At 65.1% G+C, this 22,158-nt stretch carries 16 protein-coding genes and 1 pseudogene; 10 read left to right on the forward strand and 7 right to left on the reverse strand.

All coding sequences use genetic code 11. The features are described from left to right. The first annotated feature begins 137 nt into the window (after positions 1-137). From ISF28_RS13785 to ISF28_RS13800, 4 genes are all read left to right on the forward strand, one after another. Entirely contained in the window at positions 138-665 is a 528-nt protein-coding gene (locus tag ISF28_RS13785; protein ID WP_198117755.1) for a hypothetical protein, read from the forward strand. A 188-nt stretch (positions 666-853) separates the two neighbouring features. Beyond that, positions 854-1,345: an Hcp family type VI secretion system effector gene (locus ISF28_RS13790; RefSeq protein WP_198117756.1), complete on the forward strand. Its 492-nt coding sequence runs from the start codon at positions 854-856 to the stop codon at positions 1,343-1,345. Between the two features lie 13 nt (positions 1,346-1,358). After that, positions 1,359-1,838, forward strand: a complete 480-nt coding sequence (locus ISF28_RS13795) for a penicillin-insensitive murein endopeptidase (protein WP_198117757.1) — start codon at positions 1,359-1,361, stop codon at positions 1,836-1,838. Continuing rightward, complete coding sequence (locus ISF28_RS13800; protein ID WP_198117758.1) at positions 1,835-2,215, forward strand: hypothetical protein; 381 nt, start codon at positions 1,835-1,837, stop codon at positions 2,213-2,215. Before ISF28_RS13795 ends, ISF28_RS13800 begins: the two co-directional genes overlap by 4 nt. A gap of 36 nt (positions 2,216-2,251) precedes the next feature. Here ISF28_RS13800 and ISF28_RS13805 read toward each other — a convergent pair whose 3' ends face one another. Then, positions 2,252-3,562: an outer membrane protein assembly factor BamB family protein gene (locus ISF28_RS13805; protein ID WP_198117759.1), complete on the reverse strand. Its 1,311-nt coding sequence runs from the start codon at positions 3,560-3,562 to the stop codon at positions 2,252-2,254. Between the two features lie 124 nt (positions 3,563-3,686). On the opposite strand from ISF28_RS13805, the gene ISF28_RS13810 reads away from it, so the two are divergent. From ISF28_RS13810 to ISF28_RS13825, 4 genes are all read left to right on the forward strand, one after another. Then, positions 3,687-4,349 (forward strand): response regulator transcription factor, encoded by a 663-nt coding sequence (locus ISF28_RS13810; protein WP_198117760.1) that lies wholly within the window; start codon positions 3,687-3,689, stop codon positions 4,347-4,349. Beyond that, positions 4,333-5,694 carry an ATP-binding protein gene (locus ISF28_RS13815; protein ID WP_198117761.1) on the forward strand — a complete coding sequence of 454 codons (1,362 nt, stop codon included), beginning with the start codon at positions 4,333-4,335 and terminating at the stop codon, positions 5,692-5,694. The genes ISF28_RS13810 and ISF28_RS13815 overlap by 17 nt, the downstream gene beginning before the upstream one ends. Before the next feature lie 70 nt (positions 5,695-5,764). Beyond that, positions 5,765-7,510, forward strand: coding sequence for a ClcB-like voltage-gated chloride channel protein (locus tag ISF28_RS13820; protein WP_198117762.1), 1,746 nt, complete (start codon positions 5,765-5,767; stop codon positions 7,508-7,510). A gap of 60 nt (positions 7,511-7,570) precedes the next feature. Continuing rightward, on the forward strand, positions 7,571-7,771 hold the full coding sequence (locus tag ISF28_RS13825; protein WP_198117763.1) for a hypothetical protein: 201 nt from the start codon (positions 7,571-7,573) through the stop codon (positions 7,769-7,771). An 84-nt stretch (positions 7,772-7,855) separates the two neighbouring features. On the opposite strand, the pseudogene ISF28_RS31185 reads toward ISF28_RS13825, so the two are convergent. From ISF28_RS31185 to ISF28_RS13850, 5 genes and pseudogenes are all read right to left on the reverse strand, one after another. Beyond that, positions 7,856-9,315: pseudogene (locus tag ISF28_RS31185) on the reverse strand (class I SAM-dependent DNA methyltransferase). Beyond that, a complete protein-coding gene (locus ISF28_RS13835) occupies positions 9,312-11,300 on the reverse strand; it encodes an RNA/DNA-binding domain-containing protein (RefSeq protein WP_198117764.1) in 1,989 nt (662 codons plus the stop codon). The pseudogene ISF28_RS31185 and the gene ISF28_RS13835 overlap by 4 nt, the downstream one beginning before the upstream one ends. Continuing rightward, on the reverse strand, positions 11,297-12,841 hold the full coding sequence (locus ISF28_RS13840) for a restriction endonuclease subunit S (RefSeq protein ID WP_198117765.1): 1,545 nt from the start codon (positions 12,839-12,841) through the stop codon (positions 11,297-11,299). Before ISF28_RS13840 ends, ISF28_RS13835 begins: the two co-directional genes overlap by 4 nt. Beyond that, positions 12,838-15,615, reverse strand: coding sequence for a type I restriction endonuclease subunit R (locus tag ISF28_RS13845; protein ID WP_198117766.1), 2,778 nt, complete (start codon positions 15,613-15,615; stop codon positions 12,838-12,840). The genes ISF28_RS13840 and ISF28_RS13845 overlap by 4 nt, the downstream gene beginning before the upstream one ends. Before the next feature lie 612 nt (positions 15,616-16,227). Next, the gene (locus ISF28_RS13850) at positions 16,228-16,905 is read right to left on the reverse strand and encodes a methyl-accepting chemotaxis protein (protein ID WP_198117767.1); all 678 of its coding nucleotides are present in this window, start codon (positions 16,903-16,905) and stop codon (positions 16,228-16,230) included. A 183-nt stretch (positions 16,906-17,088) separates the two neighbouring features. On the opposite strand from ISF28_RS13850, the gene ISF28_RS13855 reads away from it, so the two are divergent. Both ISF28_RS13855 and ISF28_RS13860 read left to right on the forward strand, forming a co-directional pair. Further along, a complete protein-coding gene (locus ISF28_RS13855) occupies positions 17,089-20,499 on the forward strand; it encodes a hybrid sensor histidine kinase/response regulator (protein WP_198117768.1) in 3,411 nt (1,136 codons plus the stop codon). 7 nt (positions 20,500-20,506) lie between these two features. Next, positions 20,507-21,433, forward strand: a complete 927-nt coding sequence (locus tag ISF28_RS13860; RefSeq protein ID WP_198117769.1) for a response regulator — start codon at positions 20,507-20,509, stop codon at positions 21,431-21,433. A gap of 26 nt (positions 21,434-21,459) precedes the next feature. Here the strand turns inward: ISF28_RS13860 and urtE are convergent, their stop codons facing one another. Beyond that, the gene (urtE, locus tag ISF28_RS13865; RefSeq protein WP_198117770.1) at positions 21,460-22,158 is read right to left on the reverse strand and encodes an urea ABC transporter ATP-binding subunit UrtE; all 699 of its coding nucleotides are present in this window, start codon (positions 22,156-22,158) and stop codon (positions 21,460-21,462) included.

Genomic DNA, 22,158 nt, shown 5'->3' on the forward strand with positions numbered 1-22,158 from the left:
ATGTTGGCGAATGCTGGGTTGCGGTCACCCTGGCGCACGCGCACATCCGTAAGATGTTTTTATTACATGCAAAAATGTCATGACCCGCCATTGCGGCGGGCCGTTGCCCAAGTCCTCGCCATCACGGAGATCGACGCATGCACACCCACGCATTACCTTGCCCGTCCCGCCACGTCCTGGCAGCGTTGTTGCTGTCTTCCGCCTTCGGTGCGGCCTGGGCCGATTGTTGCAGCACGCCGCCGGAAGCCGGCCGCATGACGGGCGGCGGCTCCCTCATCTGCCCCGGCGCGGCCTACCGCTACACGTTCGGCTACGAGCTGCATTGCCAGCAGAACGGCACGATATCGCGCCCCAACAACCTGGAAGTCAATCTGTCGACGGGTGAGCACTTCCACCTGACGTCACTGACCCGGGGCCTGTGCACCGGTCCCGACGCCACCACGCCGGACGCGCCGTTCGACACGTATTACGGCGCCGGCAGCGGGCGCCTGAACGGCGAGCCGGCCTACATCTGGTTCAACCTGGTCGACCGGGGCGAACCGGGCGCGGGCATCGACATCGCCGCGTTCACGATCCAGACCGCGGCGGGCAACGTGCTCCAGTGCAGCAACACCCTCGAAGGCGGCAACAACCAGGCGCACCGGGCCACGGGCGGCAAGCCGTAGCGCCGGCGACGATCAGCCGGCCGTCGTACCAGGCCGGCGATGCGACGAAGGCGCCAGGCGCTTGACGGGTTCCAGGCCCGAATAACGGGTACATGCTCTGATCGAGCAGCAGATCTCGCTTGCGGACAGACAATCCGTCGCAGGTGAGAGCGGGCAAAATTTCGACAAATAAACTCAACGGAGGCATCATGGCAATTGACGCGTATTTGCAAATCGACGGCATCAAGGGCGAGTCGGCCGATTCCGCACATCAGGGGTGGATCGAACTCATGACCGCCGTCTGGGGTGTGACCCAACCCAGGAGCGCAACGGCATCGACGGGAGGCGGCCATACTGCTGAACGATGCGAGCACCAGGCTTTGACGGTGACGAAGCTCGCAGACCTTGCCTCACCGATCCTGATGCAGCACTGCTCGATGGGCAAGACCCTTCCCAAGGCCAAGCTGGAGTTCATGCGGGCCGATGGCGACGGCAAACCGGTGAAGTATTACGAAGTCGAGCTGGAGAACGTCATAATCGCCTCGATTACCCAGGGCGTGCACGAAGGGAGTATTCTGCGTGACTCGATCGGCCTTCGGTTCTCGAAAATCAAGTGGAAGTACACCCAGCAGAAGATCGGCGGCGGCACCGCCGGCAACACGGCCGGCGGCTGGGACCTCGCTGCCAACAAAGTCGCATGATGGGGAGCCGGCCATGGCCAACTCCGGAGTTCCGATCCAGCCGCAAGACACGCGGCACTTCTTCATGCTTCCACAGGCACCCGAGGATGCCGGATACTACGTCTATGGCACGCCGCCCAACGGACGCGGCCAGTATGCCCATCCTGCCATGATGTCGATGCTGCTGTACGTCGAGCGCGAATGGTCCGCGATCGACAGCCGCCAGTTCGGCGTCGGGAACATCAGTCTCGCGGGCGGCGTGCCGTACGAGCACCACAATACGCACAGGACCGGGCTGGAAGTGGACATACGGCCACTTCGCAAGGATGGCCGCCACGACCCGGTTTTCTGGTATCAGCACGAGCTGTACGACCATGACGCCACGGCCAAGTTGATCGCAATGTTCCACGCCTATGCCGGCGTTCAGACGATCCTGTTCAACGACCTCTCGATCCCTTTTGTGAGGCCGTTCAGGGACCACGACCACCATTTCCACGTCAAGCTGCTGCCATGAAGCGCCCCCTTGTACTTGTACTCGCGCTCGGCGCGATCGCCACCCTCTCCCTATCCTACGCCGCCGAACGGGGCGAATGGTGGCAATACAAGCCCTTCAAGGGCTCCTATCTCATCTATTCGGGCGTGCTGGGTGAAGAGCAGCCTCCCACATCCGGCGACCGGAAAATCTCGTTCTCGGTCAGCGGCCCGCTGGCGAAAGAGATGTTCGATTCGATGTACCCCGACGCGAAGGCAAAGGATGCGTGTAGCAGCGACAAAGGCCACTACGAGCGTTACAAGGGCAACGTGTCATGCGTGCGCGATCCGGACGGCTACACCTGTCATTTTGGATTCAACTTGCGCACCGGCGAAAGTATCTCAGGCGCGACATGCTGACCGCAGTTTCTCGGCAAATGACGCCGCTCGCCCGCGTCAGCGCAGCGGCTCGAAGAACAGCACCTCGCCGGTCGCGCCGGCGACGATCAGCCGGCCGTCGTACCAGGCCGGCGATGCGATGAAGGCGCCCAGGCGCTTGACGTGTTCCAGCCCCGCATACAGCGCGTACGCGCCGCCCTTGAACATGCGGTCGTTGTCGAACTTGCCCGTGGCCGGGTCGACGACGCCTGCCTCGTTGGCAAGCAGCGCCGGGCTGCGCCACGACCAGCGCGCGCGTCCCGTCGCCGCGTCGAGCGCGTGCAATTCGCCCTTCATCGACGCCGCCACGACGACGTCGCCCACGCGCAGCGGCGAGGCGAACGTCCACACCTTCGTCTCGAAGCGGTAGCGTTCCCGGCCGCTGCGCTTGTCCAGCGCCAGCAGCAGGCCGGTGTCGGACGTGCCGACGTAGACGTTGTCGCCGTCCACCGCCGGCGTGCCGACGATCCAGCTGCCCTTGGCGTCGTAGCGCCATTTCGATCTGCCGCTGGCGGCATCCAGCGCATAGAAAAAGCCGTCGCGCGAGCCGACGTAGACCGTGTCGCCGTCGACGGCGGGCGACGCCTGGATGCCCAGGTTGATGCTGACCTTCTGCTCGACGCCCGTCTGGTGGCGCCAGCGCAGTTCGCCCGTGCGCGCATCCAGCGCGTACACGGCGCCGTCCCAGCTGCCGACGACGATGTTCCCGCCCGCCAGCGCCGGGGACGAATGCACCATCCCGCCCGTATGCCACGCCCACGCCAGCTTGCCATCCTTCGCATCGAGCGCGTACACGCAGCCGTCGCTGCTCCCCACGTAGACCATGCCGTCGTGGACGAGCGGCGAAGACAAGTAGAAATCCCAGGGGTCGAGCACCGGGTGGCCGTCGCGCGGCAGGCCGAACATGCCGTGCGCGGCGAACACCGCCTCGCCCTGGGTGCGGAACGACCAGACGGGGACGCCGTCGGCGGCCCCGAGCGCCTGCACGCTGCCGGCGCGGTCGAGGAAGTAGACGGTGCCGTCGGCCACGGCCGGCGTCGACGCGATGCCGCCGCGCGCGTGGTACAGCCACAGCAAAGCGTGCGACGCCGCGTCGAGCGCGTACAGGTTGCCGTTCTCCGCGCCGACGAACACCCGGCCCTGCGCCGCCACCGGCGACGCGTGGATCGCCGCGTGGACGTCGAACCGTCCCGCCAGCCGGAAGGCCCGGATGCCGCCGGCGACGCCGGCCACGCGGCCCGCATGCGCGGGGCCGCCCGTGAACATGGGCCAGTCGGCGGCGTGCGCCGCGGCACTCAGGAAGACGAACAGCAGGGCAATCAGGCGCATGGCGGATCCTGTCGTTGAGGTGGCGGTATTGTAGGTGCGCGCGGCACGCCCAATCTTCACGCCGTCTTCATGCCGTCTTCGGGCTAGATAGGCAGCGCGCAAGCGCGTCGCTATACTTGTCCTCATGCGACTCCTACTCGTGGAAGACGACCTGGCGCTGGGCCGCGCGCTGCAGTCGGTGCTGCACAACGACGGCCACGATGTCACCTGGGTGCGCCTGGGCGGCGACTGCGCGCGCCTGCTGGACGAGGGCCGCCACGACGCCCTGCTGCTGGACCTGGGCCTGCCCGACTGCGACGGCGTCGCGCTGCTGCGCCGCCTGCGCGCGGCCGGCCACGCGCTTCCCGCCGTCCTGATCACGGCGCGCGACAGCCTGCAGGACCGCCTGGCGGGCTTCGACGGCGGCGCCGACGACTATCTCATCAAACCTTTCGACATCCCCGAGCTGCTGGCCCGCCTGCGCGCCGTCGTGCGCCGCGCCGGCGGCGCACAGGCCGATTCGGTATGGCAGGTCGGCGACCTGACCCTCGACGCGCGCAGCATGCACACCACCTGCCGCGGCGCGCCGGTGAACCTGTCCCGGACCGAGTTCGCGCTGCTGCACGCGCTCGTGCGCAACCCGGACCGTATCGTCACCCGCATGGAACTGGAACAGGGCGTGCTGCCGTACAGCGAAGGCCAGACGCTGGACGTGCACATCTCGAACCTGCGCAAGAAGATCGGCGACGGCTACATCCGCACCGTGCGCGGCGTCGGCTACATGGTGCGCCATGACGACGGCCGCTGACGCGGCGCCGCCGAAATCGCTACTGCGCCGCCTGCTGGCGGGCTTCCTGCTCGTCATGCTCGGCATCTGGCTGGCCGCGCTGGCGCACATCGTGTGGCAGGTAAAGGTGGACCAGCGGCGCCAGACCGCGATCGTCAATCGGGCCTGGACGCGCCAGATCATGCTGAACATGCAGTCGCTGCCGCCCGATCCGGCGGCGCTGGCGCGCATCGGCCGGGGCATCGAAGCGCTGCGCCTGGACATGTTCCGCGAAGCCGGCTTCGAGACGCACGCGCGCGCCCGCGTGTGGCTGGGCGGCCGGCTCGCGTACGACTCGGCGCCGGGCGCGCCGCTGGACGACGGGTGGGAGCGCTGGACCGAGCGGGACGCCGCGCGCGGCATCACGGTGGAGCGGCGCGAAAAACCCAACGTCGACTGGGTGTTCACGCCCTCGGCCGCGAAATACCTGCTGTCGCCGCTCGTCTACAGCCTGCCGTTCGTGCTGCTGCCGGCCTGGTTCATCGTGCGCATGGGACTGCGTCCGCTCAACGCGGTGGCGCAGGCGCTCGAGGCGCGCGAACATGAGTCCCGGGCCGGCCTGGCGCCGCTGCCCGCGTCGCCCTACCGCGAGTTGGCGCCCGTCGTGGACGCCGTGAACCGCCTGATGCGGCGCCTGTCCGACCGGCTGGCGCGCGAACACGAATTCCTGGCCGACGCGGCCCACGAGCTCAAGACGCCGCTGTCGGTCATGCAGATCAATGCCCACCTGCTGGAGACGGCGGCCGATCCGGCCCAGCGGCTGGACGCCGGCACCGGCCTGCGCGAAGGCGTGGCGCGCGCCACGCACACGGTGCACCAGCTGCTCGCCTTCGAGCGGGCGCGCCAGGCCCCGGCGGACGCGCCGCTGCGGGACCTGGACCTGGCCGACCTGCTGCGCGAGCGCCTGGCCCTGGCCGCGCCGCTGGCGCTGCAGCGCGACGTGGACCTGGAGCTGCGCGCGGACCATCCCGCCGTCCTGCCGCTGCACCGCGAGAGCATGGCCGCACTGCTCGACAACGTGGTCGGCAACGCGGTCAAGTATTCGCCGGCCGGCGGCCGCGTGGAGGTGCGCCTCGACCTGGACAATGGCGCGACGTGCATCGTCGTGACGGACCAGGGCCCCGGCATCGCGCCCGCGCTGCGCACGCGCGTGTTCGAACGCTTCTACCGCGTGCCCGGCCAGGACCAGGGCGGCAGCGGCCTGGGTCTGGCGATCGCGGAACGGGCCGCGGCCCGCAACGGCGCCCGCATCGCGCTCGATGCCGGCCCCGGTGGACGCGGGCTGGCGGTGCGCGTCGATTTCGGCATGTTGACGGGAACCGTGTAAAACCGCAGGACGCCGCCGACTTTGTTATAGTTGCCGGCCTGGACGCCACGCCAGACCCTGCCACCACAACATGAACGCTTCTTCGACCGATCGACTGCGCGCACGACTGACGCAGCTGCTGCGCGCCAATGCCATCCTGATGTGGGCGGCGCTGGTCGGTTGCGCCGGCGCGCTGGCGACGCTCGTCTTCCGCGACGGCCTCACCCTGCTGCAGGCGCGCCTGTTCGGCCGCAGCGGCTCCTTCGTCGACATCGCCACCTCGCTGCCGTGGCTGACGCGCCTCTTGATGCCCTGCGCCGGCGGCCTGTTCGCGGGCTGCCTGCTGGTGCTGGCGCGGCGCCATGCCGGCGGCGTGCGTGCCGACTACATGGAAGTGGTGGCCGTCGGCGACGGCAAGGTGCCGGTGCAGCTCACGCTCGTCAACAGCCTGTCGTCGCTGCTGTCGATCGCGTCCGGGGGCTCGATCGGCCGCGAAGGCTCGATGATCCAGCTGGCCGCGATGACCGCGTCCGTCGTCGGCCGCGTCGCCCGGTTCAACACCGTGCGCCTGCGCCTGCTCGTGGCCTGCGGCGCGGCGGCCGGTATCGCCTCGGCCTACAACGCCCCCATCGCCAGCGCCTTCTTCGTCACCGAGATCATCCTCGGCGCCATCACGATGAACAGCCTCGGGCCGATCATGGTCTCCGCCGTCGTCGCCAACATCACCATGCGCCGCCTGCCCGGCTATCACCCGACGTACGAGATGCCGGACTTCGCGCCGATCGCCAACATGGAGGTCGTGTGGTTCGTGCTGCTCGGCGTGCTCGCGGGCCTGATCGCGCCGGCCTTCCTGTACGCGCTGCAGCACACGCGCCGCTTATTCGCCGCGAGCCGCCTGCCGCTGCCGCTGCGGCTCGCGCTCGGCGGCCTGGGCGTGGGCGCCATCTCCGTCTGGGTGCCGCAGGTCTGGGGCAACGGCTACAGCGTCGTGAACTCGCTGCTGCATCAATCGTGGCTATGGCAGGCGGTCCTCACGGTCCTCGTCTGCAAGATCGCGGCCACGCTGCTCACCAGCGGTTCCGGCGCCATCGGCGGCATCTTCACGCCCACGCTGTTCGTCGGCGCGGCCGTCGGCCACCTGTTCGCGCTGGTGCCGCAGGCGCTGTGGCCGGAAACGGCGGCGGCGCCGCCCGCCTTCGTTGCCGTCGGCATGGGCGCCATGCTCGCCGCCGCGACGAGCGCGCCGCTGATGGCGATCCTGATGATCTTCGAGATGACGCTCAGCTACTCGTTGATGCTGCCGCTGATGCTGGCCTGCGTGGTCGCCTTCGCCGTCGCGCGCGCCGTGAACGGGCCGTCGATGTACGAGATCACGGCGCGCCGCGTAGCCGACGAGCACGAACGCGAACGCCTGCGCGCCATCCGCATGCAGGAACTGATCCGCCCCGCCGACACCGTCCTGCCGCTGGACGCTTCCATCGCGCAGGCGGCCGCGCTGTTCCGCCAGCACCCGGTGAAATACGTCTACCTCGTCGACGACACGCGGCGCTATCGCGGCGTGGTGGCCCTGCACGACGTCGCCGCGCTGTACCAGCAGGACGACGCCGCGGGCCGCACCTGCGCCGACATCGTCCGCCCGGACGTGCTGCCGGTCGTCAGCGCCGACATGGGACTGGAAGACGCGCTGCGCCAGTTCATGCGCCACCACGGCGAGCGCCTGCCGGCCGTGCGCAGCCACGACGATCCCGAACTGCTCGGCGCCGTGCACAAGACCGACGTGCTGGATGCGTATGTGCGGCTGAACCGGATGCCGCTGGGGGCGCAGGTGGAGGCGTGAAAATGCGGTATCCGTGTTCATATTTTTACCGCGTTCACGTGACGTGAAAGGCAGAAATTCATGAACAACGCATTCGTTTACAACGATAAGATCGGCCTGGTCGTCGCTGCCCTCGATGCGTTACGTGATTCAGCAGGTATTCAAGGCGAAATCCTCGAACATGGCGACGCCGACGCCGACGCAGCGACATCGGCCCGCAGTTCATCGACACGGCGGGGAACGCTTGTATCGATGACGTGGCGGGCATTGATGTCCATGTAGCCGGCCGGCGCGGTAACGTTGGACGCGAAATTGTTCAGCATGTTTGAATACTTGGACATGCGCGACAGTCCAACTACGTGGATGTCAGTTTCCACGCAATCCGACTGCCACGTCTCGAAACGAGGCCAAAGCCGCTTCGAGATGCTCGATGATTTCTTGCTGCAGCACGTCGGGTGGCGGCAGGTTATCGAGGTTGTCCAGGCTTTCGTCTTTCAACCAGAAGATGTCCAGGCTGGCCTTGTCCCGGGCGATCAGGTCTTCGTAGCGGTAGTACTTGAAGCGTTCGGTTTCTTGCCGCTCGTGACGGTTTTCCGGATGGTAGCAGGCGATAAAGTCCCGCAAGTCATCGAGCTTCAGTGTGCGTGTCTTCAGCGTGAAGTGCTTGTTGGTGCGCAGGTCGTAGAACCACACGCCTTTGGTATGAACACGGCCGTCCTTGGGCGCATTGTCGAAGAACACCACATTGGCCTTCACACCCTGCGCATAGAAGATGCCCGTGGGCAGGCGCAAGATGGTGTGCACGTCGCAGGTCTCCAGCAATTTCCTGCGAATCTTCTCACCAGCACCACCCTCAAACAGCACGTTATCGGGCAACACCACGGCGGCCTTGCCATCTACCTTCAGCATGCTGACGATGTGTTGCAGGAAGTTAAGCTGCTTGTTCGAGGTGGTTTCCCAGAAGTCCTGGCGTTCGTAGGTCAACGCGTCGCGGTCTTCCTCACCCTCCTCGTTGGTGATGGTCATGCTGCTCTTCTTGCCAAACGGTGGGTTGGCCAGCACGTAATCCACCTTGCATTTGGGTTCCGCGATCAGGGCATCCGAACGATCAACCGAAGGTTCGCCGTCCAACTCGCCGATGTTGTGCAGAAACAGGTTCATCAGGCACAGGCGGCGTGTGTTGGGCACGATCTCGTTGCCATGGAAGGTTGCATCGCGCAAAAAAGCCTTTTGCGTCTTGTTCAACGTGGCGTTCGGGCGGGTCAACCAGTTGTAGGCACCGAGGAAGAAGCCGCCGTGCCGCAGGCCGGGTCGGCAATGGTCTTGCCCGGTTCTGGTCGCACACACTCCACCATGGCCTGGATCACGGCACGCGGCGTGAAGTACTGGCCAGCGCCACTCTTGGTGTCCTCCGCGTTCTTTTGCAGCAGCCCTTCGTACAAATCACCCTTGGTGTCGGCATCCATGCCCACCCAGCTCTGCTCGTCGATCATCTGCACCAGGCGCGAGAGCTTGGCCGGGTCCTGGATCTTGTTCTGCGCCTTGAAGAAGATCGCGCCCAGCATGCCCGGCCCGGAACCCAGCTTGTGCAGTGTGGCGAGATAGTGCGCTTCCAGCGGCTCGCCGGTCTTGCCGCGCAGGGCGGCCCAGTCAAAGCCCTTGGGAATATGCGTGTCACGGTTGTACGGCTCCTGCGCATACTCGTGCGCCATCTTCAGGAACAGCAGGTAGGTGAGCTGCTCCAGGTAATCGCCATAGCCCACGCCGTCATCGCGCAACGTGTGACAAAAGTTCCAGACTTTCTGGATGAGGGTGGAAGTGTTCATTCCTTGTTTTCCGCAGAATTGGTCGAAGCGGTGTACGCTTGCCGTGGGTCCGTCATGGAAGGATAAGCGGTGCGCAGAGCGCCTTCCTTGACCATGGGAGTGAGTGTTCGTTTGCGCAGATCGTCCGGGTCGCGCCGCAGTGCCTGTGCCAGCACACGCAGCCCCAGCAAGCGATTGGTACAGAGCGCCAGAACAGTTTCCCGCAGGGCTGCCGGGGCCACGCGCCCTTGCCCGGATACCATGCGGCCCTGTTCGATCAGTTGGGTCTGCAGCGCTTCGGGGAGCGCTGACCAGTCGAGATAAGGCCCGACCGACACGGAAGCTGGCGACTCAAGCTCCGGTGGTACGGCGACTAGCTCCGGTGGTAGAGCTGCTAGCTCCGGTGATACGCCAGTGAGCTCCGGTGGTACAACATCAGCGCTAGTCGCCGAACCGGCCTGATCGGCCAAGTCAAAAACAGTCGCTGCCGAGCGCCGTTGCCAAGGGAGAAAATAAACCATTCCTCGGCCAGCGCCGTCCGGTACCAGAAAACCGTCCCGCACCAGGCCGCGCAGCATCTTTGTCAGATCGGCGGGATGGTCGGTACAGATCTGCTTGAGTCGGTCGTGGCTAACCAGTCCCTCCACCTGCGCCGTGATGAGGGCCAGGCGCGCGGTTTCTGGCAGCGCGGCAAAACGCGCGCCCAACAGCTTTGTCAGCTCGGCAATGGCTTGCGCCGGCACCAAGCTGCTCATGCGCAACTCCATTAGCGTCTGCTCAGGCTCCGGCAACTCGTATAACACCGGGCGGCGCCAGTGCTGGCCTGCCCAGTTGGTGTAAATCTTGGGCAAGCCTGAACCGGCGTGGTCACCATAGCCCACCAGTTGGAACATGGTCTGCACGCGGCGGTTGCGGCAATCGCTGTTACCGCCATGAATGGCGATTTCGGGCGGAATGCGCATCCGTCCCGGATTGCGAAAGCCATACATATCCGGCCGCTTGACCACCAGCACCGACACGCGTCCCGAGTAGTCCGCATGGATCAGCGTATTGGCCAGCGCCTCGCGCAGAGCTTCGTGCACAGGAGTGTCTTCCACCCGCTGCCCATCCTGCAACAGAAACGGCACTTTCAGCTCGGCCGTGAGCTTCTGGTACACGCGGCGGAAAAAGTCGTACAGATTGCCTGACCAGCTACCGTCCGGCACCAAGCGGTCGATCCAGCGCCTCTCGGTTTTGGCCTCGGGACGCTCCTGAAAATCCACCATGTAATGCGGCAACGCGTCGCGAATCACCTCGGCGCGGCCGAACATCAGCAGGCCCGCCAGCCGCAGCCCGCTATAGCCTTCTTCGCGGTTTTTGCCCCAGGCGCCTATGCGCTCAAGAAATTCCGGCACGGGCAGATCTGTCCACACATGCCCCGGCTTTACTGCTGCAAAGCGGTTACGGTAGGCAGCTACAGTGTCCATGTCCAAGTCGCTGAAATCAAAGCCCTTGAGCACGCGCTCGTCGCGCGCATCTTCCACACGCTCTGCCAGCATACGGCGCACCGCTTCATCATCGGCGGCGTAGTCGCCTTCAAAGCGGCGCAGCCACGTGCCGCCGAACGGATTACTGCCCACATGTACAGGCCGCTGCTGACGAACCGCGCGTGGCACCCGCACCTGCAGCATCGTTTTGCCGGCGACTTGGATCGGCTGGACGTCGGTCTCGCTCAACAAATTGAGGCTGATCTGCTTGCGGTTATGCAGGTTATCCCACAGCGCCTTGCGCACCCGCTCGACATCGGAAAGCCCCAGCGCCCGGAACTGCCCGCGCGGCTTCTCCTGCACGCCCAATAGAATGACCCCGCCGTCGGTATTGGCCATGGCGCTGTAGCTCTTCCAGAAATCCTCCGGCAGTTCGCCACGCCCATCGCGCCCCTGTGCCGCCTTGCACTCCAGATCGCAGGATTCGGCCAGGCCGGCGAAATCGTCCTCGCTCCACGGCTCCTCAGCCAAGTCATTCATGCTGCGGCTTCCTCTGTCTTGCGCCCTCGCGGCTTTTTCGTGGCGGGCTGCGCGGCGCGCTCGCTGCGGATGCGTTCGAGCAGCATGCTGGCCGGTTCGTCGTCCGGGTCTTGCGGCACTAGCTGGCCGGCGAAGGCGGCGCGGAGGATATTTTGGCGTTGAGCGGTGGATTGTTTGCGTGCCAGTTCTAGCGCGGCTTCCATATCATCCGAGCATGTAAGCGCGGTCTGCACGATTTCTCCGAGAGCTGCCATTTCTGCAAGAGGCGGCAACGGCACCGGAAAAGGATGCAAATCACTCAAGGAAATCCGCTTATGCCCAGCGGTGGATTTTGCAGCCGCTTCAATCCGAATGCGTGCGCTCGGACTGCGTAGGGTATTCACCACATGGATAGCTATGTGTTGTGAAGGCGATGACAGCTTGCCGCAAAAGATCCGGTCCGGGTACTGAACCGACATCGGCGGAACCGCTTGGACAACGGCACAACATCCGACGTATTCCACCGAACCACTCAGCCGCGAGATGAGCAGGTCACCGTCCTCCAGGTAATCGTCATTGCGGCACTGATCTGCGTGCAGGTAGTTGAGCGCACCAAAGTCAATCTTCCCTTGGCGGACTGCACTCGATTTGAGAACCGGATACGGCGTCAATTCTCTCGTCGAGGTTTCGGCAGTGCCGCTGCGCAATCGGCTCAGCAGTTGATCTAACGATGCCCACACCCACCCCTTCGGCAGCTCCGGCAGGCCAGTGGTGTCTGGCGCGACGGGCTCGGGATATTTCTTTTGCCAATCCTTGGACGGGGTTTTACCTTGTTCCTTGAACTTGGCGAGCTGCTTTTTTTCCCAGCGGGCACGCCGCTCGCGGAGGATGCGCTCCAACAGTTGCGCGCCGGTCTCAAGGGGCGTGTTCGCAGCACGGTGTGCTTCACGCCATGAGGCCGTGAGCGCGCCTTCCACGGCCGCCTTGAGCAGAGACTGGCGGTATTGCTGCAACTTCTTCTGCGCAGCCTTCAGCTCCGCAACGCCGGCATCGAGGTCGGACAGCAGTTCTTCGAGCTTTGCGACGATGCGGGCTTGTTCGGCCGGCGGCGCGATTGGAATCTCAGAAGCATTGAGCTTTTTAAGCGTCAGCCGGGTTATTGCAACACCGGCAACGTTATCGAGCATTGATCGCTTGGTATCCGGCTCTTGGAGCGCGTACAGCAAGTACTTTGGAAACAGCGCCGGACCAGGACGAAGAACACCAACACTTGATAGCAGTGAGAAGGGCTCATCCAGTGTATTCAATGCGACCGCACCGGTACCGGCACCGTCTTTGACATATAGGACATCTCCCTTTCGAACATCACAACGCGAATAAATCTCAGCATGCATCTCCGCATCGACATAAGTTATATCTTCAAGGTCCAAACCCCACGGCTTGATGTTCTTCGCGGTGACGTACTTGAACGCACCGATTGGGCCATTCGGTGGCGAGTGATGCGTGCCATCAGTGATCTTCTCGCACAGCTCTGCGAGCGGCAGCTTCAGAAACCTGCTCACGCCACCAACTCCTCATTCATCTCATTCATCAGCGTATCCAGCTCCTTGCCAAACAACCCCCAAGCCTTCTGCAGCCCACCCTTGCCGGCCAGTTCGGCGTAATCAAAATCCTGGCGGCTGATCGAACATGAGCTGGCGATGTGCTCCTTCATCAGCCGCAGCCATTCGGTCTGCTCGGGCGTGAAGGCCGTCCCGCGCTGGGCGTTGTGACGCCAGATCCAGGCCTGGAAGCGCCGGTCCACTTCGTCGGCAAACGGTTTAAGTTCGCCGTCCAACCCGAGCGCGAAACGCACGAGGGACACCAGATCGGTAAGCTGGCGTTTCTTATCCACGCCTTTCACCTGACTGGCCTGCACCCGCGCATAGGCGCTCCACAGCCGCTCGGTGGTGAGCATCAGCGGCGGACGGCTCAACTGCTCGTGCAACTCTTCGATCATATCGAAAGTGAGCGCACGCCGCTGGTAGGGTTGGGCGTAGAAAAAGCCGAGGGCTGTAATTTCATTCTTGTGCGCCTTGAGGTAGTCGGCAAAGCTCTGGATGGCCTTTTGTGCCTGCAGCTCGGCCTGCTCAGAGAAGCCGCTGAATGTCACCTGGTCAAGGTTGATGTGGTCGATGAGCTGCTCGCGCTCGCGGCGGGCGTTTTCGATTTCGTCGCGCAGCTCCGGTATGTCGAAAAGCGCGCAGGCTGCCATCACGCGGGTCTTGCGAGCGGCCTCGATTTCTTCGGGGAGCAAGCTGTCTTCGTCACGGGTGATTTCCTTCGCTTTCGCCGTGGCGAGCGCGGTTTGCACAATGGCATCCGGGTTCAGCGCATGGATCAGCGCCTTGCCCAGGTCGCCCAGCGGGATGCCACCACTGTGCTTTTCGATGCGGGCCTTGGCCTTGTCGTCGAGCTGCTTGTTGAGGCGTACCAGGCGGTTGGCCAGTGACAGCACGGTGTCGTCGTCGCGGTGTCCCAAGGCCACGCCCTGCAGCAGATCCTTGAGCGCCACGCCGGGTTTCTTTTCCAGCGAGCGGCTTTCCGTCTTGCAGGATTTTTCCACGCCCACCGCATCGATCAGTACGAAGCGAGTCTTGGCGCCGTTGGCACTGCCGCTGACGCGCTTCAGGCTGTCGGCGTCGAGGCTACGCACGCCACGGCCTTTCATCTGTTCGTAATAGCCCTTGCTGCGAACATCTCGCATGAAGAGTAGCACTTCCAGGGGTTTCACATCGGTGCCGGTGGCGATCATGTCCACGGTGACGGCGATGCGTGGATGGAAGTCGTTGCGAAAGCTCGCCAGCACGCCATCGGCGTCCTTTTCACTGTAGGTGACCTTACGGCAAAACGCGTTACCCTGACCGTAGACCTCGCGCACGATGTTGATGATGTCGTCGGCATGGCTGTCGGTCTTGGCGAAGATGAGGGTCTTCGGCGTTTCCTTGCGGGCGGGGAAGATCTGCGTTTCCACCGCCGTCTTCATGGCCTGGATCACCTGCCGGATCTGGCTCGGATTGACCACCGATTTGTCCAGCTCTTTGGCAGAGTAGGCGGTGTCTTCCTCAGTTTCGGCCCAGCGCTTCTTGCGGGTGGCGCGGTCGCGATGGTCCACCCATTCTTTTGCCTTTAGCTCCGCGCCTTTCCGGGTGACTTCGGTGACGATCTCGTACACGTCATAGCCGACATTGACGCCATCGGCCACCGAGTCTTCGTAGCTGTATTCGGCAACGATGTTCTCGTTGAAGAAGCCGAAGGTGCGTTTGTCCGGCGTCGCGGTAAGGCCGATGAGGTAGGCATCAAAGTAGTCGAGCACCTGCTTCCACAGATTGTAGATGCTGCGATGGCACTCGTCGATGATGATGAAGTCGAATTCCTCGACCGGAATCGCCGCGTTGTAGCGCACCAGCTTTTCCTGCCTGGCCGTTTGCTGCACCTCGTTGAGCGACAAGTCCTCGGCGGCTTCTTCGATGGGCTCGCCGCTAAGGATGGAGTACATGCGCTGGATGGTGCTGATGCACACTTGCGCGTGCGGGTCGATGCTGGAAGATGCCAGCCGTTGCACGTTGTACAGTTCGGTGAATTTGCGCGCATCGTCCGGCGGCGTATAGGCCATGAATTCCTGGTGCGCCTGCTTGCCGAGGTTACGGGTATCGACCAGGAACAGAATGCGCTTGGCACCGCCGAACTTGAGCAGGCGGTAGACGGCGGTGATGGCGGTGAAAGTCTTGCCCGCGCCGGTAGCCATGTGGATCAGCGCGCGGGGCTTGTTCTGCGCCAGCGATTTTTCCAGCCCGATGACGGCGCTGATCTGGCAGTCGCGCAGGTTTTGTTCGGGCAGCGCGGGCATCTGCTCTGCGAGGCAGCGTCGCAGGGTGTCGGGCTGGGCCAGCCATTCCTTGAGTTGGTCGGGCTGGAAGAAGTGGAACAGTTCGCGCGAGCGCGGTGCCGGGTCGGCGTTATCGGTGAAGCGGATGATCTGGCCGGTGGCCTCGAACAGAAAGCGTAGTGGCGTGTTGTCCTGGCGCCATTTGAGGTTGGCGCTGGCGTAGCGCTCGGTCTGGCTTTCGGTCGCGGTGAGATTCTCGCCAGCGCTGTCTTTCTTGGCCTCGATTACGCCGCAGGCCACGCGATCCACGAACAGCACGTAATCGGCCGGGCCGGTGTCGGTAGTGTACTCACGTATGGCCACGCCCAATCCGGCTGACAGGTTCAACTGTTTCATGTCCTGAATCACCCAGCCGGCTTGTTCGAGTTTCTGGTCGATCTGCTGACGGGCCTTGGTTTCTGGCGTCATGCTTGTTCCTCCGTCCCAAATTGCGGGTCTGTTGCCCGGCTACAACCGATACGGCGCAAGGTGTTTGATCGCGTGCACGGCTCAGCCCCTTGGCTCAAGCGCACGCCAGGGGCCAAGAGGAAAACTGGCTGGCTTGGAAAACCGGCGAACTGACGGACCTGATGCGCCTTTTTGTCAAAACGAAGGATCGGAGCAGTGTGGTCTGTGTAGCCGCCGCCTTCGAGTGGCGGAAAGCGGAGCCGAAGCTGCGCTTCACCGGAACGGTGCAGGCGTAGGGCAAGTTCGCAGATAAGGCCGGCTGTATACATCGTCATATTGTAGCGGCAGCGCATTTCCCCTGGGCCATTTTGTGCCATGGACGTGGTTGGGCTTATCAAGCTGCCACTGAACGAACAATACGAGGCGCCAGAATGAAAAATGCCGTTACGTGAACGGCGTTGGATAAAGCCGGAAATGCGGTTGGTGGGGGCGACGCTGGAACGCCGCCGATGGGGAACGGAGCATGGCTCAGTGCACGAGACTGTTGCTCGCAGAAACTACAATTTTTTGATCCGATACGGCGGGAAAGTTGCTGAGCCAGTTCAAACTTGGGCTTCGAATGACGAGGCCGCGTCAGGCCGTCAACGCCCCCGCCAGGGCGCTCTGCACCAATTCGTCGATCTCGCCGGTGACGTCGCTCATCGTGCTCGCCACCACGGCGAACTCCCTGCCGACGTGGCCGGCGCGCGCGGCAACGACCTGGGCGTTGAAGGCGACCATGCGTGCCTGCCGCGCGATGGTTTTAATGTCACCCATCAATTCCTGCATCTGCCTGCGCTGCTGGAGCGCATGGCGCTTGGATTGTTCTTCGTACACCAGGGTCAGGGCGTTGAGCACGCTGAGCAGCGGTGTCGCGCTGCGCACCAGCTCATCGAGCAACGCCGGCGCGCGCCGCGACACCGCGGCGATGGCGTCCAGCGTATTCTCGGCCAATGCGATGAAATCGCGGATCATCCGGTCCCCCCGCAGCGTGCCGAAATAGGCGTCATGCAACTGCTGGCAGAAGATGCCCGGCACCCCCTGCTTGCCCTGCACCAGCGTGATATGTGCATCCTTGAACGCCGCCAGCGTTTCACGGGCGGTCTGGTCCGCGCCGTCATGGCCGATCGAGGCCAGTACCGAATACAGCACGACCCGCTGGGAAGTAAAGCGCCGCCGGCCGGACAGGTTGATCAGGACGCCGAACATGTCGCCGGACAGCTTGGCCTCGGGCTGGGCGACGGACGGGGTGGGAAGGGTTTCTGCATGCATCTTGGGCTCCGATCGAGTCGAATTGACCGCGGCGGCGGCGGCTGATGAAGAGGTTGATGCAGGTTTTATGCCAGCTCGATCGATGGCTGCCATACCGGTGCGTGCCTGGGCAACGGGCCCAATTCTTGCAGCAGCTCGTCCTGGCCCAATTCACGCGCACTCACAACCCAAATGCCCTAGCCCATGCCGGACAGCGCACCACAACAGTGCAACGCTACCCAGGAAGCGCCACAACGCATCATCAAGATCCGGCGCGACTACAACACCTGGGTGGCCAACGAGACCATCGAAGACTATGCGCTGCGGTTTACGCCGCGCGCGTTTCGCAAGTGGTCGGTATTCCGTGTGTCGAACGCGTCGTTCGGGGCGATCTCGTTCCTGGTGCTGGAAGCGATCGGCGGCTCGATCGCCGTCACGTACGGCTTCACGAACGCCTTCTGGGCCATCATCGCGGTGGGGATCGTCATCTTCTTCACCGGCCTGCCGATCAGCTACTACGCCGCCCGTCACGGCCTGGACATGGACCTGCTGACGCGCGGCGCCGGCTTCGGCTACATCGGCTCGACCATCTCGTCGTTCGTCTACGCCTCGTTCACCTTCATCCTGTTTGCGCTGGAAGCCGCGATCATGGCGTACGCGCTCAAGCTCGCGCTGGGCATGCCCCTGCACATCGGCTACCTGGTCAGCGCCCTGATCGTGATCCCGCTGGTCACGCACGGCGTCACGCTGATCAGCCGTGTCCAGCTGGCCACGCTGCCGGTCTGGATCTGCCTGCAGGTCCTCCCGTTCGCGTACATCTTCGCGAAGCGGCCGGACGTGCTGGCGCAGCTGCCGCGATTTTCCGGCCAGTCGTCCACCGCCGGCTTCACGCTGGCCGGATTCGGCGCGGCCATGGCCGTCGGCGTGGCGCTCGTCACCCAGATCGGCGAACAAGTCGACTTCCTGAGGTTCATGCCGGAAGAGACGCCGCACAACCGCCTGCGCTGGCACATCGGCGTGCTGGGCGCTGGGCCCGGATGGATCGTGTTCGGCATGCTCAAGATGCTGGGCGGCGCCCTGCTCGCACTGCTGGCGCTCCGGTCCGGCGTGTCCTGGGCGGACGCGGTCAATCCCACCCACATGTACCTGGCCGGGTTCCGCCAGGTCTTCGGCGATCCGGCGTTCGCCCTGGCCGTCACCGTGTTCTTCATCGTCGTCGCCCAAGTGAAGATCAACCTGACCAACGCGTATGCGGGTTCGCTCGCGTGGTCGAATTTCTTCGCGCGGCTGACGCACAGCCATCCCGGCCGCGTGGTGTGGGCCGTGTTCAACGCGCTCATCGCCGTCCTGCTGATGGAGCTGGACGTGTTCACCGCGCTCGAACACGTGCTCGGCCTGTATGCGAACGTCGCCATCGCCTGGATCGCGGCCGTGGTGGCCGACCTCGTCATCAACAAGCCGCTCGGCCTGAGCCCGGCGGGCATCGAATTCCGGCGCGCCTACCTGTACGACATCAATCCGGTGGGCGTGGGCGCCATGCTGCTGGCGTCGCTCGCATCGATTTGCGCGTACACGGGCACGCTGGGAACGACGGCGCAAGCCTTGTCTCCGGTCGTGGCCCTGGCCACCGCGCTGGCCGCCGCGCCGCTGATCGCCTGGCTGACGAAGGGCCGCTATTACATCGCGCGCGCGCCCTCGCCCGCCCACGCGACGCCGCGCCAGCAGACATGCGTGATCTGCGAGCGCAGCTACGAAGCCGAGGACACGGCGCACTGCCCGGCCTACCAAGGTCCGATCTGCTCGCTGTGCTGCTGCCTCGATGCGCGCTGCGACGACGTGTGCAAGCCCCACGCCCGCCTGTCGGCCCAGTGGGAGGCGGCCGCGAAAGCGATGCTGCCGCGCGCCGCGTGGCCTTACCTCACCGGCGGCCTGGCGCATTTCGTGCTGCTCATGCTGGTGATCCTGGCGGTGCTCGCCGCGCTGCTTGCCCTGCTCTACCAGCACGAGGCGGCGCTGCCCGGCGACGCCGCCAGCCTGGCCCGCCTGCACCTGGCCTTCATCAAGCTGTTCGGCGCGCTGACGCTGGTGAGCGCCATCGCCGCCTGGTGGCTGGTGCTGACCAGCCAGAGCCGGCGCGTGGCGCAGGAAGAATCGAATCGCCAGACCAGCCTGTTGACGCGCGAGATCGAACTGCACGGCCGCACCGACGCCCAGCTGCAGCAGGCGAAGCGGGCGGCCGACCAGGCCAACCAGGCCAAGAGCCGCTACGTGGCGGGCCTCAGCCACGAAATCCGCACGCCGCTGAACAGCATCCTGGGCTATGCGCAGCTGCTCGACAACGACCCGGCCATTCCGGCCCAGCGGCGCCAGGCGATCCAGGTGATTCGCAGCAGCGGCGAGCACCTGCTGTCGCTGATCGAAGGCACGCTGGACATGGCGCGCATCGAGAGCGGCAAATTCAGTTTCAACATGCAGACGCTCCCGTTCGCGGCGTTCATGGCCCAGCTGGTGCGCATGTTCGAGCAGCAGGCGGCCGAGCGCGGGCTGGATTTCCGCTTCGACGTCGACGGCACGCTGGCCGGGCACGTGCTGGCCGACCGCAAGCGCCTCGGCCAGATCCTCATCAACATCCTCGGCAACGCGTTCAAGTTCACGGAACGCGGCAGCGTCGTGCTGCGCCTGCGCTACCAGCGCGAGACGGCGCTGTTCGAAGTCGAAGACACCGGACCCGGCATCCAGCCCGACGAACTGGAACGGATCTTCGAGCCGTTCTCGCGCGGCAGCGCCAGCGACCGCGCCGGCACCGGCGGCACGGGCCTGGGCTTGCCGATCACGAAGGTGCTGACCCAGTTGATGGGCGGCGAGCTGCAGCTGGACAGCGTCCCCGGCAAGGGCACGACGGTGCGCATCCGCCTGCGCCTGCCGCGCGTCCAGGCGCCGCCGCCGAACGCCGCGGAACAGCGGGACCGGATCGGATTCCAGGGCCCGCCCCGACGCGTGCTGGTGGTCGACAACGAAGCGGTCGACCGCGAGATGCTGCGCTGTGCGCTGGCGCCGCTGGGCTTCGTGGTCGAGCAGGCCGGTTCCGGTCCCGAATGCCTGCGGCGCGTCGGCGAGCTGGCGCCGGACCTGATCTTGCTGGACCTGGCCATGCCGGGCATCGACGGCTGGGAAGTCGCGCGCCTGATCCGCGACGTGCACCGGTCGCAGGTGCCGATCGCGATCGTCTCGGCCAACGCGTTCGACAAGGGACAGGAGAATCCGGCCGCCATCCCCGGCGAGGATTTCTTCGTCAAACCGGTCAACGTCAACGAGCTGCTGGACTGGATCGGCCGCAAGCTGGAACTGACGTGGGTGACGCAGGCCGGCGCCGGCACGGGCCCGGCGCGCGGCGCCGCCGCGATCCCGCCCGCCGAGCACCTGGACGCCCTGCGCGAACAGCTCAAGCTCGGCTACGTGCGCGGGCTGCAGGCGCGGCTCGACATCATTCGCGCACTGGACCCGGCCTACGCCGGGTTCTGCGATACCGTGCAGGCGCACGCCAGCCGCTTCGAGCTGGACGTGCTGGCGCGCTTTCTGGAACAGGGAGGACCCGGTGCTACAGCGATGCCTTGAAGGGCAAGTGATTCTCATCGTGGACGACGTGCCGCAAAACCTCGCGGTCCTGCACGATACGCTCGACGAATCGGGCTACACGGTATTGGTGGCGAACAGCGGCGCGGCCGCGCTGGAGCGCATCGAACAGGTCGTCCCCGACGTGATCCTGCTCGACGCGGTCATGCCGGGCATGGACGGGTTCGAAGTCTGCCGCCGCCTGCGCGCCATGCCCCGGCTGCGCCAGCTGCCGATCATCTTCATGACCGGCCTGACCGACAGCGAACACGTGGTGGCGGCATTCGCGGCGGGCGGCACGGATTACGTCACCAAGCCGGTGCGGCAAAGCGAAGTCCTGGCGCGCATCCAGTCGCACCTGCGCGCCGCGCGGCTGATGCAGCAGGCCAGCAGCGCGCTGGACGCCTTCGGCCACGCCGTGTGCGCGGTGGTGCCGGGGAGCGGCCGCATCATCTGGCAGACGCCGCTGGCGCGCCAATGGATGGATGCCTACCTGGCCGGTCCCGAGCAGCCGGACCGCGACGCCGCGAACGCGAGCCTGGCCGCCTGGCTCGCCGCGCTGCCGCGCAGCCCCGGCGTCGTTCTCACCATCGCCCTGCCGACGCGCCGGCTCCTGTTCAGCGTGGCCGACATGCGCGACCCGCAGCAGTGGACCGTGGTCCTGCGCGAAGAATCGGACACCGCCCAGGTCGAACGCCTGTCGTCCCTGCTGCGCCTGACCCGGCGCGAAGCCGAGGTGCTGCACTGGGTCGTCATGGGCAAGACCAACCGCGACATCGGCGACATCCTCGGCATGAGCCCGCGCACCGTCAACAAGCACCTCGAACACGTGTTCGACAAGCTGGGCGTGGAGACCCGCACCGCGGCGGCGGCGCAGGCCATGAACCGCCTGCGCACGGCCGGCCAGGACGGCGCCGGACCGCTGCTGGCCGCCTGACGCCGGGCGCTTGCCTACACCTGCACCTACACCGACAGGTGGCGCCGCACCTCCGGCGTGTCCATCTGCGCCGCCGCGCCCGTGGCCACCACTTCGCCGCGCGACAGCACCACGAAGCGGTCGGCCAGCGCGCGCGCGAAGTCGAAGTACTGCTCGCACAGCAGGATCGCCATGTCGCCGCGTTCGCGCAGCATGCGGATCACGCGCTCGATGTCCTTGATGATGGAAGGCTGGATGCCTTCGGTGGGCTCGTCCAGGATGATCAGGCGCGGCCTGGAGAGCAGCGCGCGCGCGATCGCCAGCTGTTGCTGCTGCCCGCCGGACAGGTCGCCGCCGCGCCGTCCGAGCATGTCCCGCAGCACCGGGAACAGTTCGTACACCTCGCCGCGCACCTGCGACGCTTCGCGCGCCGGCAGGCTCGCCATCCCCATCAGCAGGTTTTCCTCGACCGTCAGGCGGGCGAAGATGTCGCGTCCTTGCGGCACGTAGGCGATGCCGCCGCGCGAGCGCTGGTGGGGCTTGAGGCGCGTGATGTCGCGCCCGTCCAGCGCCACCGAACCGGATGCGACCGGCAGCACGCCCATCAGGCACTTGAGCAGCGTGGTCTTGCCCACCCCGTTGCGGCCCAGCAGCGTCAGGCATTCGCCGCGGTGCAGTTCCAGCGACACCCCGCGCAGCGTGTGCGACGAGCCGTAATATTGATTGAGTTGTTCGACTTTCAGCAT

It is taken from the genome of Massilia rhizosphaerae (assembly GCF_016093545.1).
Lineage (GTDB): Bacteria > Pseudomonadota > Gammaproteobacteria > Burkholderiales > Burkholderiaceae_D > Telluria > Telluria rhizosphaerae.

Bases quoted from the DNA above. Each gene is read 5' to 3' on its own strand.
- ISF28_RS13785 (WP_198117755.1), top strand. From the start codon at position 138: ATGCACACCCACGCATTACCTTGCCCGTCCCGCCACGTCCTGGCAGCG.
- ISF28_RS13790 (WP_198117756.1), top strand. From the start codon at position 854: ATGGCAATTGACGCGTATTTGCAAATCGACGGCATCAAGGGCGAGTCG.
- ISF28_RS13795 (WP_198117757.1), top strand. From the start codon at position 1,359: ATGGCCAACTCCGGAGTTCCGATCCAGCCGCAAGACACGCGGCACTTC.
- ISF28_RS13800 (WP_198117758.1), top strand. From the start codon at position 1,835: ATGAAGCGCCCCCTTGTACTTGTACTCGCGCTCGGCGCGATCGCCACC.
- ISF28_RS13805 (WP_198117759.1), bottom strand. From the start codon at position 3,562: ATGCGCCTGATTGCCCTGCTGTTCGTCTTCCTGAGTGCCGCGGCGCAC.
- ISF28_RS13810 (WP_198117760.1), top strand. From the start codon at position 3,687: ATGCGACTCCTACTCGTGGAAGACGACCTGGCGCTGGGCCGCGCGCTG.
- ISF28_RS13815 (WP_198117761.1), top strand. From the start codon at position 4,333: ATGACGACGGCCGCTGACGCGGCGCCGCCGAAATCGCTACTGCGCCGC.
- ISF28_RS13820 (WP_198117762.1), top strand. From the start codon at position 5,765: ATGAACGCTTCTTCGACCGATCGACTGCGCGCACGACTGACGCAGCTG.
- ISF28_RS13825 (WP_198117763.1), top strand. From the start codon at position 7,571: ATGAACAACGCATTCGTTTACAACGATAAGATCGGCCTGGTCGTCGCT.
- ISF28_RS13835 (WP_198117764.1), bottom strand. From the start codon at position 11,300: ATGAATGACTTGGCTGAGGAGCCGTGGAGCGAGGACGATTTCGCCGGC.
- ISF28_RS13845 (WP_198117766.1), bottom strand. From the start codon at position 15,615: ATGACGCCAGAAACCAAGGCCCGTCAGCAGATCGACCAGAAACTCGAA.
- ISF28_RS13850 (WP_198117767.1), bottom strand. From the start codon at position 16,905: ATGCATGCAGAAACCCTTCCCACCCCGTCCGTCGCCCAGCCCGAGGCC.
- ISF28_RS13855 (WP_198117768.1), top strand. From the start codon at position 17,089: ATGCCGGACAGCGCACCACAACAGTGCAACGCTACCCAGGAAGCGCCA.
- urtE (WP_198117770.1), bottom strand. From the start codon at position 22,158: ATGCTGAAAGTCGAACAACTCAATCAATATTACGGCTCGTCGCACACG.